The sequence below is a fragment of the Streptomyces sp. NPDC006365 genome, from assembly GCF_042870755.1.
In the GTDB taxonomy this organism is placed as follows: Bacteria; Actinomycetota; Actinomycetes; order Streptomycetales; family Streptomycetaceae; genus Streptomyces; species Streptomyces xiangluensis.
The window spans coordinates 217,970-232,445 of record NZ_JBIAHS010000005.1 but is presented as its reverse complement, the minus strand read 5'-3'; the positions used below and the strand labels follow the sequence as shown (position 1 = coordinate 232,445).

General features: G+C 69.8%; 12 protein-coding genes. 5 read left to right on the top strand and 7 right to left on the bottom strand.

Annotation, left to right across the window (positions count from 1 at the left end; all coding sequences use genetic code 11):
* Window positions 1-157 precede the first annotated feature (157 nt).
* Window positions 158-853, bottom strand: coding sequence for a PadR family transcriptional regulator (locus ACFYO0_RS17035; RefSeq protein WP_388675956.1), 696 nt, complete (start codon window positions 851-853; stop codon window positions 158-160).
* Window positions 854-1,113: 260 nt separating this feature from the next.
* Between ACFYO0_RS17035 and ACFYO0_RS17030 the strand changes: the two genes are divergently transcribed.
* A complete protein-coding gene (locus ACFYO0_RS17030; protein WP_388675953.1) occupies window positions 1,114-2,661 on the top strand; it encodes an amino acid permease in 1,548 nt (515 codons plus the stop codon).
* Between the two features lie 4 nt (window positions 2,662-2,665).
* The gene (locus tag ACFYO0_RS17025; protein WP_388675950.1) at window positions 2,666-3,610 is read left to right on the top strand and encodes an RluA family pseudouridine synthase; all 945 of its coding nucleotides are present in this window, start codon (window positions 2,666-2,668) and stop codon (window positions 3,608-3,610) included.
* 7 nt (window positions 3,611-3,617) lie between these two features.
* On the opposite strand, the gene ACFYO0_RS17020 is transcribed toward ACFYO0_RS17025, so the two are convergent.
* The 6 genes from ACFYO0_RS17020 to ACFYO0_RS16995 all read right to left on the bottom strand — a co-directional run bounded on the left by ACFYO0_RS17020 (window position 3,618) and on the right by ACFYO0_RS16995 (window position 9,222).
* Window positions 3,618-5,132 (bottom strand): cytochrome P450, encoded by a 1,515-nt coding sequence (locus tag ACFYO0_RS17020; protein ID WP_388675947.1) that lies wholly within the window; start codon window positions 5,130-5,132, stop codon window positions 3,618-3,620.
* Between the two features lie 101 nt (window positions 5,133-5,233).
* Complete coding sequence (locus tag ACFYO0_RS17015) at window positions 5,234-5,854, bottom strand: ATP/GTP-binding protein (protein WP_388675944.1); 621 nt, start codon at window positions 5,852-5,854, stop codon at window positions 5,234-5,236.
* Window positions 5,835-6,263 (bottom strand): DUF742 domain-containing protein, encoded by a 429-nt coding sequence (locus ACFYO0_RS17010; RefSeq protein ID WP_388675941.1) that lies wholly within the window; start codon window positions 6,261-6,263, stop codon window positions 5,835-5,837. Before ACFYO0_RS17010 ends, ACFYO0_RS17015 begins: the two co-directional genes overlap by 20 nt.
* Complete coding sequence (locus ACFYO0_RS17005; RefSeq protein WP_344393515.1) at window positions 6,260-6,667, bottom strand: roadblock/LC7 domain-containing protein; 408 nt, start codon at window positions 6,665-6,667, stop codon at window positions 6,260-6,262. Before ACFYO0_RS17005 ends, ACFYO0_RS17010 begins: the two co-directional genes overlap by 4 nt.
* Entirely contained in the window at window positions 6,664-8,298 is a 1,635-nt protein-coding gene (locus ACFYO0_RS17000; protein WP_388675938.1) for a sensor histidine kinase, read from the bottom strand. Before ACFYO0_RS17000 ends, ACFYO0_RS17005 begins: the two co-directional genes overlap by 4 nt.
* Window positions 8,299-8,598: 300 nt before the next feature.
* A complete protein-coding gene (locus tag ACFYO0_RS16995; protein WP_388675935.1) occupies window positions 8,599-9,222 on the bottom strand; it encodes a TetR/AcrR family transcriptional regulator in 624 nt (207 codons plus the stop codon).
* Between the two features lie 178 nt (window positions 9,223-9,400).
* Between ACFYO0_RS16995 and ACFYO0_RS16990 the strand changes: the two genes are divergently transcribed.
* From ACFYO0_RS16990 to uca, 3 genes are read left to right on the top strand one after another with little or no spacing between them, the layout of a single operon-like run.
* On the top strand, window positions 9,401-10,225 hold the full coding sequence (locus ACFYO0_RS16990; RefSeq protein ID WP_388675932.1) for an urea amidolyase associated protein UAAP1: 825 nt from the start codon (window positions 9,401-9,403) through the stop codon (window positions 10,223-10,225).
* Window positions 10,222-10,833, top strand: a complete 612-nt coding sequence (locus tag ACFYO0_RS16985; RefSeq protein ID WP_388675929.1) for an urea amidolyase associated protein UAAP2 — start codon at window positions 10,222-10,224, stop codon at window positions 10,831-10,833. Before ACFYO0_RS16990 ends, ACFYO0_RS16985 begins: the two co-directional genes overlap by 4 nt.
* Window positions 10,830-14,429: an urea carboxylase gene (gene uca / locus ACFYO0_RS16980; protein WP_388675925.1), complete on the top strand. Its 3,600-nt coding sequence runs from the start codon at window positions 10,830-10,832 to the stop codon at window positions 14,427-14,429. The genes ACFYO0_RS16985 and uca overlap by 4 nt, the downstream gene beginning before the upstream one ends.
* Window positions 14,430-14,476: the final 47 nt, after the last annotated feature.

The window sequence follows — 14,476 nt, the reverse complement described above, 5'->3', positions numbered from 1 at the left end:
TGAACGGATGACGACTGATCCGCGTGAAGAGCGCCGGGCTATCCTGGGTGTGCCGCACCTCGATCACCTGGCGTGCCTCACGGCGGAGTCAGTTCGGGGTTGGAGACCCTGGCGGGGCTGCTGCAACAGTCCTGCCGGGGTCTGTTTCACGTCTGGATCACTTCTCGAGGTCGCGGTCCTCCAAGTCGTCGCGGTCAGCCAGGTCCTCGCGGTCATCCGGGTCCTGCGGAAAGTCCTGGAATTCCGGCGGTATCTCCCCCGTCTCGTGGAGGGTCCGCCACTCCTTCACCCCGGGCAGGGCGCCGTCCTTCAGCTCCGCGAGGAAGCCACGGACCCACTCGGCCTGCGCCTCGATCATGTGCAGTTGGTACTCGGTCTCCACCAGGAAGATCCGCGGCAGGGACTCGTAGAGCTTCTCCAGCGCTCCCCGACCGCTCGCGGCCTGCACCTCGAGCGACTTGAGCCGCTCCTCCAGCAGCCGCGTCACTTCGTCGGGATGCAGCACCCCCATCAGTGAGAGCGCGGTCTCGAAGATCGGGTACTCCCGCGCCGGGACCGCCACCAGGTCCGACATCCACTCGGTCATCTCCTCGCGCCCGGCCCCGGTGAGCCCGTAGATGGTGCGCTCGGGGCGGTTGCCCTGCCGCTGCACATCGGTGACCTCGACGAAGCCGTGCTTCTGCAGGTTCTGCACGACCGTGTAGAGCGATCCGTAGTTGATCTTCGTACTGGTGTCCTTGCCCTGGCGGCGCAGGGTCTGGGCGATCTCGTACGGATGCATCGGCTTCTGCCAGAGCGTCGCCAGCACGGCGAGCGCCAGTGGATTGCCGAGCTTCCTGCGCTTGGCCGCCACCCGACTCACCTGACCCCGCTCGTCACCGAATATCCGTAGCCGAACATATCGCGAGTCGAAGAGAGCGTCAACACACACGATGTATCGCGATTCGCCGCGTCCGCAAGAGCGTGAGGACTTCGGCCCATGGCAGACATGGCCGCGTCATGCGAGCGAAACAGCCGCTCCCTAATTTCTGTCGCCCGACAGGAATTCCGCAGCCCATTCCGTCCGCCACTTCCGTCCCATTCCGCTCCCCTGCGCACAAGGCAGGTGCCACCATGACGACAACCGCCCCGTCCGACGTCCACTCCGAGCCACCGGACTCCCTCGACGACGGCTCTCTCGCCGAGTTCGGCTACCGCCAGGAACTGCATCGCAGCCTGGGCCGCTATGCCTCGTTCGCCGCCGGGTTCTCCTTCATCTCGGTGCTGACGACCGTCTTCCAGTTCTTCGCGTTCGGCTACACCTTCGGCGGCCCGGTGTTCTTCTGGGCCTGGCCGGCCGTGCTGATCGGCCAGTTACTGGTCGCCGCCTGCTTCGCGGAACTCGCCGCGCGCTATCCGATCTCCGGCGCCATCTACCAGTGGTCGTCCCGCCTCTCCAACCTCACCTTCGGCTGGTTCGCCGGCTGGATCATGGTGATCGGGCAGATCGTGGTGGTCGCCGCAGCCGCGCTCGCCCTGCAGATGGTGCTGCCCGCGATCTGGTCCGGCTTCCAGCTGATCGGCGACGACCCGACGCCGACCTCCGCGAGCGGCGCGGCCAACGCGGCGCTGTTCGGGGTGCTCCTGCTGGTCCTGACGACCTTCGTGAACATCATCGACATCCGCGTGATGTCCCTGATCAACCGCGTAGGCGTCACCGCCGAGATCATCGGCGCCGTCCTGATCATCGTGCTCCTGCTCACCCACTCCGAGCGCTCCCCCGGCATCACCTTCCACACCGGAACGGCCGCCCAGTCGGGCCTGTTCGGGGCGCTTCTGGTGGGTTCGTTCGCGGCGGCCTACGTGATGATCGGCTTCGACAGCGCGGGTGAGATGAGCGAGGAGACGCATCATCCGCGGCGTACCGCGCCCCGTACGATCCTCACCGCGCTCGGTGCGGCGGGCCTGCTCGGCGGACTGATCATCCTCGGCGGACTGCTCGCCGCGCCCAGCCTGACCGACGGCCGGCTCGGCGTCGAGGGCCTGAGTTACGTCCTGACCAGCAGCCTGGGCGACGGGGTGGGCCGGCTGCTGCTCGCCGACGTGGTGGTGGCCATCGCGGTGGCGACCCTCGCGATCCAGACGGCGGCCTGCCGCATGCTCTTCTCGATGGCCCGCGACGGCCAGCTGCCCCTCTCCCGATGGCTCGCGAAGGTCAACCCGCGCACCGGAATGCCGAGCGCACCCGCCCTGGTCGTCGGTGTCCTCGCCGCGGCCCTCCTGCTCCTCAACTTCGCCTCGCCGGAGGCGTTCCTCGCCATCGGCACCACCTGCATCGTGATGCTCTATCTCGCGTACGCGATGGTGACCGGACCACTGCTCTGGCAACGTCTGCGCGGCAACTTCGCAGCCGATGGAGCCGCCGGCACCGACGAGACGGGCCGCCCGTACTTCACCCTCGGCCGCTGGGGCGTCCCCGTCAACGCACTCGCCCTGCTCTACGGCCTGTTCATGACGGTCAACCTCGCCTGGCCCCGCGCGGAGGTGTACGACCCGGCGGGTGGGCACTGGTACTTCCAGTGGTTCACGGCGCTGTTCCTCGGCGCGACGCTCGTCCTCGGTGGCGCGTATCGGGTGTACAGGGCGCGTACGACGGTCGCCGAGGCCGCTGCGTACGCTTGACCAGGTGAGACGTAGGAAACGGATTCCGTCCGCTCCCCTGCCGCAGCGCGAGGGGGTGGATCCGGTGCGGGTGCGGTTGCCGGTCGAGGGGGCGTGGAGCACCGTGCGGGAGCATCTCGTGGAGCGGCTCGCGACGGGGGCCGGGGTGATCGACGGGATGCTCGACGCGGGGCTGATCGTCGGGGCGGACGGGCTGCCGGTGTCGGCCGACGCGGCGTATGTGCCGGGGATGTTCGTGTGGTTCCACCGGGAGCTGCCCGACGAGGTGCCGGTGCCGTTCGATCTCGATGTGGTGTATCGCGACGAGCACATCGTCGTGGCCGACAAGCCGCACTTCCTGGCCACGACGCCGCGCGGCAGTCATGTCGCCGAAACGGCTCTCGCGCGGCTGAGGCGGGAGCTGGGCATTGCGACGCTCACGGCGGCGCACCGGCTCGACCGGCTCACGGCCGGCCTGGTGCTGTTCACGGTGCGGCCCGATGAACGCGGCGCGTATCAGTCGCTGTTCCGCGACCGGCTCGTACGCAAGGAGTACGAGGCGGTGGCCCCGTACCGGGAGTCCCTGGTGCTGCCCCTGACCGTGCGCAGCCGGATCGAGAAGGAGCGCGGGGTGATGGCCGCCCGCGAGGTGCCGGGCGAGCCGAACGCCGTGAGCCGGGTCGAGTTGGTCGAGCACCAGGACGGACGCGCGCGCTACCGGCTGCTGCCCCGCACCGGGCAGACCCACCAGCTGCGGGTGCATATGAACGCGCTGGGTGTGCCGATCCTCGGCGACCCGCTCTACCCGGTGGTGACCGGCCCGGTGCCGGCCGGTGACTTCCGGCGCCCGCTCCAACTGCTTGCGCGGGTGCTGGAGTTCACCGATCCGGTCACGGGGCACAGCCACTCGTTCGTGAGCGGCCGGACGTTGGGGGCGTGGTCCGGGAACGAGAACTGGGCCGGGCAGTGACGCTCCGTCAGTAGCCTCGCCACCAGCGGACGAAGCGCTGCCAGGCGCCGAGGCGGCGCGCGGGTTCCGCGGACGGAGTCACGGACTCGGGCCGGGGAGTCGCGGGCTGCGGTGCCGGGGCGGGTTCGGGCGTCGGAGCGGGCGTGGTGACCTGCCAGTCCGCACTCGGCTGCTGCTCGGCGGGATGTGCGCCGGGCTCTTCCATGTCGTCCTGCGGCAGCTTCGCCATGAACGTCACCGGGAGCTCCGCCAGGTGCCGGGAGGAGATGGACGCCGTCCAGCGCAACTCGTGTTCCTCGCAGGCGAGTCGGACGTCCGGAAGCCGCATCAGGAGGGCGTCGACGCCGACGTCGGCGATGGCGCGGCCGATGTCCTGGCCGGGGCATTCGTGCGGGCCGCCGCCGAAGGCGAGGTGTGAGCGGTTGCCCTGCATGTTCGCCGTGAGGTCCGGGCGAACGCGCGGGTCGACGTTGCCCGGTGCGATCCCGAGCAGCAGCCCGTCGCCCTTACGGATGCGCTGACCGCCCAACTCGGTTTCCTGCTTGGCGAAGTAGCCCAGGACGGCGCTGAACGGCGGCTCGTCCCACAGGGACTGCTCGACCGCCTCGGGCACCGTCATCTGGCCGCCGTTGAGCTGGGCGCGGAAACGCGGGTCGGTGAGCACCATGCGCAGCACGTTGGCGATGAGGTTGGTGGTGGCCTCGTACGCGGCGATCAGTACGAGGCGCAGGTGCTGCGCCACCTCGTCGTCGGTGAGCCCTGCCGGGTGCCTGATGAGGTGGCTGGTGAAGTCGTCCTGGGGCTGGGCACGACGGCGGATGGTGAGCCGGTTCAGGGCGCCCATGACGTACTCGTTGCTGGCGATCGCGGTCTCAGTGCCCCTGATCATGTCGCGGGCGGCGTGCACCATGCGGTCGTTGTACTCCTCGGGCATGCCGAGGATCTCGCACAGCACGGCCATCGGGAGGTGCTCGGCGAACCGGCTGACCAGGTCGGCGCTGCCCTCCTCGCAGAAGCGGTTGACCAGACGCTGCGTCGAGCGGTTGATGTAGCGGCGGATGCCGCGGTGGTCGATCGTCGACATGGCGCCGACGACCGCCCCGCGCAGCCGCAGATGCTCGTCGCCCTCGGCCATGGCGCAGATGGGCTGCCAGGCGAAGAGGGGCATGAGCGGGTGGTCCGGGCCCGCTGTGCCGTCCCGGACGGGGTTCCAGATGCGGCTGTCTCGGGTGTACTGCGAGGGGGTGCGGACCATGTGCAGGTTCTCGGTGTGGCCGAGCACCACCCAGATCGGCACGTCGTCGTGGAGCAGCGCGGGGGCGACGTTGCCGTGTTCGGCGCGGAGTTTCTCGTACAGGGATCCCAGGTCCTCCGCCTCGGCGCCGTACAGGCGGCGCAGTCCGCCGGGGCCCATGCCGTGGGCCGGGCAGCCCGGCGGCGGGCCGGGCGTGGGGTCGTGCATACCAGGGTCGTCCATACCGGGGTCGTCCATACCGGTTCGGGAGTGGAATTCAGGCGTCACGGTGGTCGCTTTCGAAGCTGGGGTCGAATTCGAGGCCGGGGTCGATTCGAAGCTGTGGCTGAAGGTGAGGTGGGGCCGCTGTCACGGCAGTTGACAGGACGTCAGGCGGACGTGGAGGCCATGGCGATCGAGTGCAGGAAGCGCATCAGAGTCATCAGCACGTCACGGCTTGACGCCCTGCGGCGCGCGTCGCACTTCACGATGGGGATCTCCTCGGGAAGGTCGAGCGCGGCACGCAGGTCCTCCATGGGGTAACGGGGCGCGTCCGGGAAGTCGTTGACGGCGACGACGAACGGGACCCCGCGCTCCTCCAGGCGGCCGATGACGTCGAAGCTGACTTCCAGGCGCCGGGTGTCGATCAGGACGACCGCGCCCAGGGCGCCCTCGAACAGCCCGTTCCACAGGAACCAGAAGCGCTCCTGGCCGGGGGTGCCGAACAGGTACAGCACCAGCTGTTCGGTGATGCTGATGCGGCCGAAGTCCATGGCCACGGTGGTGGCCGTCTTGCTGTCCGAGCCGTAGTTGTCGTCGACTCCGACGCCGGCCTGCGTCATGGTCTCTTCCGTGGTCAGCGGCCTGATCTCGCTGACGGAGCCCACCATGGTCGTCTTGCCGACGCCGAAACCACCCACGATCACGATCTTCACGGCTGCCTGCGCCGTGTGCGGAAGATGATCCTCGGCACGAGGGCCCGTGATGGTGTCAGAGCTTTTGAAGTCCATGCATCACCGCTTCGAGGAGGGAACGGTCGGGCAACTCCGAGCGGACGATCGGGGCGCGCGCCTGTACCAGTTCTGCCGTCAGCAACTCCGTCAGCAGTACGGTCACCACGCTGAACGGCAGATTGAGATAGGCCGAGAGCTCGGCCACGGACAGAGGGGTCCTGCAGAGCCGCAGCAGGGCCGACTGCTCCGGCTGGGCGGTGGGCGGCGGCGCGTCGTCACTCGCCACGATCAGGGTTACCAGGTCGAGCGCGGCACGATCGCCGTCCTCGACCTGGCCGGTGAGGATGTACAGCCTCCCCGGGTTCGCCTCGCCCTGCCCCTCTCCTGCCGCCGGCTCCGGGATCTTCTCGGGACTGTGCTCCGGCGGTTCCTTGGGGAAGCGCCGTCGTCGTTGCGGAGGAGTCATACGGCCGTCCCGTTCCGCCGGGGCGGACTCGTCAGGTGGGCACCGATCCGTACGACGAGGTCGCGCATGCGGTTGCTCATGAGCCCGGCGTCGACGGTCTCGTCGGCGAGGACGGCGAGATAGGCGCCCGGGCCCGCGGCCATCATGTAGAAGTAGCCGCCGTGGATCTCGATGATCACCATCCGCATCCGGCCGTCGGTGTCGGGGATCTCGGTGGCGACGGCCGCGGCAAGGCTCTGCAGTCCGGCGCAGGCCGCGGCGATGCGGTCGGCGGCGTCGGGATCACCCCCGTACCGGGCGATGCGCAGGCCGTCGGCAGAGAGCACGACGACCTGCCGGGTCCCGTGCACCCCGTCGGACAGCTCCTTGAGCATCCAGTCGAAGTTGGCTCGCTGCTGGATCACTTGAGGTCCCCCTCGTCGTCGGCCTCGGCAGTGGCCGCAGTGTTCGTCGCGCCTGGTGTCTTGTCCTGGCCGTCCTGGTCAGCCTGGTCGGCGGGCCCGCCCTTGAGTCCGGCCATGAACGCCTCGACCCACAGGCCGGGTTCGGGTTCGTCCTTCTTCGGCTCGGGCTGCGCCGCGGTGGAGGAACGGGACCAGTCGATGACGGGGCGGCCTTCCTTGCGCGCGGCCTCCGCCTCAGCCTCGGCCGCCCGTGCCTCGGCGATCCGCTGGCTGTAGGGGATCTTGACGCGGCTGCGGCGCTGCGGCAGACCGTTCGCCGTCCACTCGGTCACTTCTGGGACGTCGTCCTCCATGGCGGCCACCGAGTCCGGGATGCGGGGGCCGGTGGTGGGACGGCGCCGCTTGGGCTTGCGCTCCGGTCCCTCGACACCGCCGAAGTCCACCTTGGGCACGGAGGAGGCGCCGATGCCGTGGGCGAGGCCAGGGGCGGATTCCTCGGTGAGCATGTCACGGGGTACGACGATCACGGCGCGGACACCGCCGTACGCGGACTGCCGCAGCGAGACCTGCATCTTGTACATCTGCGTAAGGCGGCCCACGACGGCCATGCCGAGCCGCGGGCTCTCGCCGAGGTCGTTGAGGTCGATGCCGACCTGGGCCTTCTCGAGCATGCCCTCGGCCCGGCGGCGCGCCTCCTCGCTGAGGCTGACGCCGGCGTCCTCGATCTCGATGGCGACGCCGGTCTGCACCTCGACGGCGGTGACGTGCACCTTTGTCTGCGGCGGCGAGTAGCGCGTGGCGTTGTCGAGGAGTTCGGCGGCGGCGTGGATGACCGGTTCGACCGACGGGCCGTTGACGTTGACCTTGGCGATGGAGTGCAGCTCGATGCGCCGGTACTCCAGGATGCGGGACATGGCACCGCGCAGCACGCTGTAGAGCGGTACGGGCTTGGGCCATACGCGGCCCGGACGGGAGCCGCCGAGTACGGCGATGGAGTCGGCGAGGCGGCCGATCAGCGCGGTGCCGTGGTCGATGCGCAGCAGGTCGTCGAAGACCTCGGGGTTGCGCCCGTGGTCCTCCTCCATCTCGCGCAGTTCCTTGTTCTGCTGGTGGACGATCGCCTGGACGCGCCGGGCGATATTGACGAAGGCGCGCTGCGAGGAGTCGCGCATCGCTTCCTCGTGGTCCACGATGCGCAGCAGGACCCGCAGCAACTCGCGCTGGGATTCGGGGAGTTCGCGGACGGCCGGGTCCGCCTCGGCGGTTTTGCGAATCGCCACATCGGGGGAATCTCCACTGCGCAGCCGGTACAGCGCGGCGGGCAGCAGCTCCTTGCCGAGGTGGAAGATCTCGTCGTCCTGGGCGGCGATGCGCTGTTCCAAGTAGGCCGTACGGCGCGCGAGTTCGGCGCGGACGGCACGGACGAGGCGCCCGCGGCGGACGGCTTCGGCCACGGTCGCGATCACGAGGAGCGTCGCGACGCCTCCGCACCAGCCGACGGCGACCCGGGCCGGTTCCGTGACAACGGCGACGGCGGCTCCGGATGCCGCGGCCATCAGTATGGCCGGCAGCAACAACACTCGGGCGTAAGGAAGTTCACGGCCAACGAGAGGCGATTGAACACTCACCATGTAAGCCCTCTAAGACAAATCGGCTGGGGATCTGGGGGGGGGAGTTCTCGGGATCTTCAGAACATTGGGGAACAAGCGCACGAATACACCGCAACTCGGTGCGCCGCGGGCGAGCTTAGTCCGACCAGATCATCGCCAAGTCATATTCGGCAAGCGCCTGAAATGGCCCGCAGGACAGGAGTACGCTCGGCCCCATTTATACGCTCGGACACCATTCGAACACCTTGCGTCACTGTGCACGGGTGCACGAAAACCCCCATCAGAAGGGGTGAGGCCCAGCCCGCCGAGGCGAATTCCGGCTCAGATTCCCACGATTCGCAGCGCCGCATCCGCGGTGGCTTCCGCGAAGGCCGAGGCGGGCCGGTCGGGGTCGGAGCGGTGAACCAGAATGACGCCCTCGATCAGCCCGAACACCAGATCCGTGCGCAGATCCAGCTCACTCTTGGGGAGCGCACCGCCCGCCTCGGTCGCGGCGATCAACTGCCGGTAGGCGTCTTTGAGTTCGGCCCGTACGGCATGGAAGCCGGCAAAGCGTTCGGCGCGCACCTCGGGCAGCAGATAGAGCCCGCCGAGGTTGTGCGGACCGCCGCAGAGCAGCTGGACATCCGTGCGGCACAGGTCCCACAGCCGGCTCTGGGCCGGAGTCATGTCATCGGCGAGGAGCTCCCGGGCGAAGGCCAGCGAGGGCGTGACGGTGGACTCCAGGAGCTCGGCGAGCAGTTCCTCCTTGCCGGAGACGTAGTGGTACATGGACGCCTGGCGCATGCCCGCCCGCTCGGCGACGGCCCGGGTGGTCGTGGCCGCGTATCCACGCGTCGTGAACAACTCCGCGGCGGCGGCGAGCAGTTCTTCACGCGCCGAGAGACCGCTGTCCGGTCGCCGCTCGGCCCGTGGCCTGCCCACTCGTCGCCCGCTGGTACCCATGCCTTCGATCGTCGCACACGGGCCCCTACGGCGATCTCGGTGAGACATCGGTAACCGGGCGGCAACGCACGGGCAACGGCGCCGACCCGCCCGGCTCCTAATTTCTGTCGGGCGACAGAAATGACGTACGTGCATGGCGTACGTACATGACCGCCCCTGCCGAGCCGGAGGTCCCGCGATGGCGACAGCGACCACGTACGGAGCCCGGGCGCACGCCCGCGCACAAGAAGGCGCCCGCGCCGAGGCGATGCCGGTCGTCCCGGCGAGCGCCTGGCCCGCGCCGCCCTGCGCGGCGGGGCATCTGGTGTGGGCGGAGACGGTGGCGGGCGGCAACTACACGCACAGGGTGCTGGCCCGCGGCACGGAACTGCGGCTGACCGACCTCAGGGGCGAAGCCTGCGCGCATCTGCTCCTGTTCGCCGCCGACCGTCCCTGGGAGCGCCTGAACGTGGCGGACACGGTCAAGATCCAGTGGAACGCCTACGTCGGCGAGGACCGGCTGCTCCTCTCCGACCAGGGCCGGGTCCTCGCCTCGGTGATCGCCGACACCTCCGGTCGGCACGACGCGCTGTGCGGCACCTCCACCCTGGTACGGAACACGCAGCGGTACGGAGACGGAACGCCGCAGTCCGCGTCCCCGGCCGGCCGCGAGCTGTTCAAGCTGGCCGCCGCGAAGAACGGTCTCGCACCCCGGGATCTTCCTCCGTCCCTGTCCTTCTTCCAGGGCGTGGAGGTACGCGACGACGGCACCCTCGACTTCACCGGCTCGGCCGGGCCGGGCGCGAGCGTGACGCTGCGGGCCGAGCAGGACATCACGGTGCTGCTCGCCAATGTGCCCCACCCGGCCGACCCGCGCGCCGACTACACGAGCACCCCGCTGGAGGTGCTGGCCTGGCGCGCCGAGGCCACCCCACCCGGCGCCCCGCTGTGGGAGGCCTCCCCCGAGGGCCGCCGTGCCTTCCTCAACACCGCCGAATTCCTTGCCTCGAGGGGGCTCGCATGACCGTCACCACGACCGTGGTCCCGGCCCGCTCCGCCTGGTCCGCCCTCGTGCGGACGGGTGAGACGCTCACCATCACCGACCTGCACGGCAACCAGGCCGTCGACTTCCTCGCGTACGACGCCCATGACACGGCCGTCCGCTACAGCGCGCCCGACACGATCCACGCCCAGGGCAACATCTTCCTGACCACCGGCAGCGTGCTCATGTCCAACGAGCACACTCCGCTGATGACCGTGGTCGAGGACGAGGTCGGCCGGCACGACACGGTGGGCGGCGCCTGCTCCAAGGAGTCGAACACCCTGCGCTACGGCCACCACACCTGGTCGCAGCATGCGTGCGTCGACAACTTCCTCGCGGAGGGCGCCAAGTACGGCCTCGGGAAGCGCGATCTCGTCTCGAACATCAACTGGTACATGAACGTGCCGGTCGAGAAGGACGGCACCCTCGGTATCGTCGACGGTCTCTCCGCCCCGGGCCTGAAGCTGACGCTGCGCGCCGAGCGCGACGTACTCGTCCTGGTCTCCAACTGCCCGCAGATCAACAACCCTTGCAACGGCTTCGAGCCGACGGCCGTGGAGATGGCCATCGCTGATGCGGGCGATCGATGAGTGACGGGGGAACGGCCTTCGACACGCTCCTCGTCGCCAACCGGGGCGAGATCGCGGTCCGGATCCTGCGTACGGCACGGGAGTTGGGTCTGCGTACGGTCGCGGTGTACTCCGACGCCGATCGATCGGCACCCCATGTGCGCCTGGCCGACAAAGCGGTCCGTCTGGGCCCGGCACCGGCCAAGGAGTCATATCTCGACGCCGATCTCGTCCTGAGGGCGGCGAAGGACACGGGTGCCGGAGCGATCCACCCGGGCTACGGCTTTCTCTCCGAGGACGCGGCGTTCGCGCGGCGCTGCGAGGGTGCCGGAATCGTGTTCGTGGGCCCGACGCCGGAGCAGCTGGAGCTGTTCGGGGCAAAGCACACGGCCCGGGCGGCGGCGGAGGCGGCCGGGGTGCCGCTCGCTCCGGGAACGGGCCTGCTCGCCTCGGTGGACGAGGCTCTGGTGGCCGCGGACCGCATCGGCTACCCGGTGATGCTCAAGGCGACGGGTGGCGGGGGCGGCATCGGTATGTCGGCATGTCGCTCCACCGATGAGTTGACCGAGGCCTGGGACCGGGTGCAGCGCGTGGCCGCGGCCTCCTTCTCCCTGGCCGGGGTGTTCCTGGAGCGGCTCGTCGAGCACGCCCGTCATGTCGAGGTGCAGATCTTCGGCGACGGCGCGGGCCGCGTCGTCACCTTCGGTGACCGCGACTGCTCGCTCCAGCGCCGCAACCAGAAGGTGGTGGAGGAGGCACCCGCACCCGGTCTCCCCGCGCACATACGCGAGCAACTGACCTCCGCTGCCAGGGACTTGTGCGCCTCTGTGGACTACCGCTCCGCCGGAACCGTCGAGTTCGTGTACGACGCGGCGCGCGAGGAGGCGTACTTCCTGGAGGTCAACACCCGGCTCCAGGTGGAGCATCCGGTCACCGAGGAGATCTATGGCGTCGACCTTGTCGCATGGATGCTGCGTCTGGCGCGCGGGGACTTCGATGTCGTACGAGACCCCGGGGCGCCGCGCGGTCATGCCGTCGAGGCCCGCGTGTATGCCGAGGATCCCTCGCGTGAACACCGGCCCAGCGCCGGCCTGTTGACCCGGGTCGAATTCCCGCCGGGCGTCCGCGTGGACGGCTGGGTCGAGACGGGCACCGAGGTCACCACGTCGTACGACCCCATGCTTGCGAAGATCGTCGCGTACGGCTCCGACCGTGCTCGGGCGCTGGCACGGCTGGACGAGGCGCTGGCCGGGACCCGCGTCGACGGCATCGAGACGAATCTGGGGCTGGTGCGGGCGGCGCTCGCGTCGGACGACTTCCGGACGGCCTTGCACTCGACGGCGACGCTCGCGGGCGTGAGCGATCCCACGCCGCGTATCGAGGTCGTCTCCGGCGGGACGCTGACGACGGTCCAGGACTGGCCGGGGCGTACCGGCTACTGGCAGGTGGGCGTGCCGCCGTGCGGGCCGATGGACGACCTGTCGTTCCGGCTCGGCAATCGGGCGCTGGGCAACGACGAGGGGGCGCCCGGCCTCGAATGCACCTTGCGGGGACCGTCGTTGAGGTTCACGCACGCGACGACGGTGTGTGTCACGGGTGCTCCCGCGGCGGTGACGGTCGACGGCGGGGCGGTCTCGCAGTGGGAGCCGGTGACGGTTCCGGCAGGGGGCGTACTGGAGATCGGCGCACCGCGTGAGCACGGTCTGCGCACCTACGTGCTTTTCATGGGCGGTCTGGACATACCCGAGTTCCTGGGCAGTGCGGCGACCTTCACGCTGGGCCGGTTCGGCGGGCACGGCGGGCGGGCGCTGCGGACGGGGGACGTGCTCCACGGGGGCGCGGTCGCGTCCTCGGGGGCGGCGGTGCCGGAGGGCGAGCGGCCGGTGTTCGGCGCCGTATGGCAGGTGGGCGCGCTCGAAGGCCCGCACGCCGCACCGGAGTTCTTCACCGAGCAGGACATCCACGACTTCTACGCGGCCGACTGGAAGGTGCACTTCAACTCGGCGCGCACAGGCGTACGGCTGGTCGGTCCGAAGCCCCGCTGGGCCCGCACCGACGGCGGCGAGGCGGGACTGCACCCCTCCAACATCCACGACACCCCGTACTCGGTCGGCGCCGTCGACTACACGGGCGACATGCCGGTCCTGCTCGGTCCCGACGGCCCCTCGCTCGGCGGGTTCGTGTGCCCGGCGACCGTCCTCAGCGCGGAGCGCTGGAAGCTCGGCCAGCTGCGTCCCGGGGACACGGTGCGCTTCATGCCGGTGGCCGATGGGGGTCCCCCCGCTCATGGGGGTCCCCCCGCTCGAGCGAAGCCGAGAGTGGGGGAGGAGCCGAGAGTGGGGGAGGGTGTGGCGCGGTCCGCGATCGTGGACGGTGGCGTGCTGGCGCGGGACGGTGACGTGACGTACCGGCGCAGCGGCGACGACCACCTGCTGGTCGAATTCGGTCCCATGCAGCTGGACCTGGCGCTGCGTATGCGGGTGCACGCCCTGATGGAGGCGGTGGCAAAGGCACGCCTCGACGGAGTCACCGACCTCACGCCGGGCATCCGCTCCCTCCAGATCCAGACGGATCCGCACCGCCTCCGCCAGCATCAACTCCTCACGGCGGTACGGTCGTTGGTGGCCACGCTGCCCTCGACGGACCAGCTGGTCGTGCCGTCCCGCACCGTCCACCTCCCCCTCTCCTGGGACGACCCGGCGACCCGCGAGGCGATCGCCCGCTATATGGCGGGTGTCCGGGACGACGCGCCCTGGTGCCCTTGGAACATCGAGTTCATCCGCCGGGTCAACGGCCTGGACTCGGTGGAGGAGGTGTACCGGACCGTCTTCGACGCCGAGTACCTGGTCCTCGGCCTGGGCGATGTGTACCTGGGCGCCCCGGTGGCCACACCCCTGGACCCCCGCCACCGCCTGGTCACGACGAAGTACAACCCGGCCCGCACCTGGACCGCCGAGAACTCGGTCGGCATCGGCGGCGCGTACCTCTGCGTCTACGGCATGGAGGGCCCCGGCGGCTACCAGTTCGTCGGCCGCACGACCCAGGTCTGGTCCGGCTGGCAGCAACGCGGCGCCTTCGAACCCGGCTCCCCCTGGCTGCTGCGCTTCTTCGACCGCATCAAGTGGTACCCGGTGACCCCGGACGAACTGCTGGAGCTACGGGCCGACATCATCTCGGGCCGTTTCGTTCCCCAGATCGAGGAGGGCGTCTTCTCATTCGCCGAGCACGGGGCGTTCCTGACCGAGAACGCCGACTCGATCGCCGAGTTCAGGACCCGCCAGGGCGCCGCCTTCGCGGCGGAACGGGACGCCTGGGAGGCATCGGGCGAGTTCACCAGGGCGGAGACGGCCTCGGCTCCGGCACCAGCAGCACCGGAGGTGACGGTCCCACCGGGCGGCCACCTGGTCGAGGCCGAATTCGCCGCGTCGGTCTGGCAGCTGAACGTCGCCCAGGGCGACGAGGTCACCACCGGCCAGCCCCTCCTCGCCCTGGAGGCCATGAAAATGGAGTCAAGGGTGCACGCACCGATGAACGGCGTCGTGACGCAGATCCTCACCAGGCCGGGCGCCCAGGTGGAACCGGGCACGGCGCTGATGGTGCTCGCACCTCCGAGCTGACTCCGGCCAGCTGTCTGCGGGCAGGCGTCCCGCAGGGCGGAACGGGT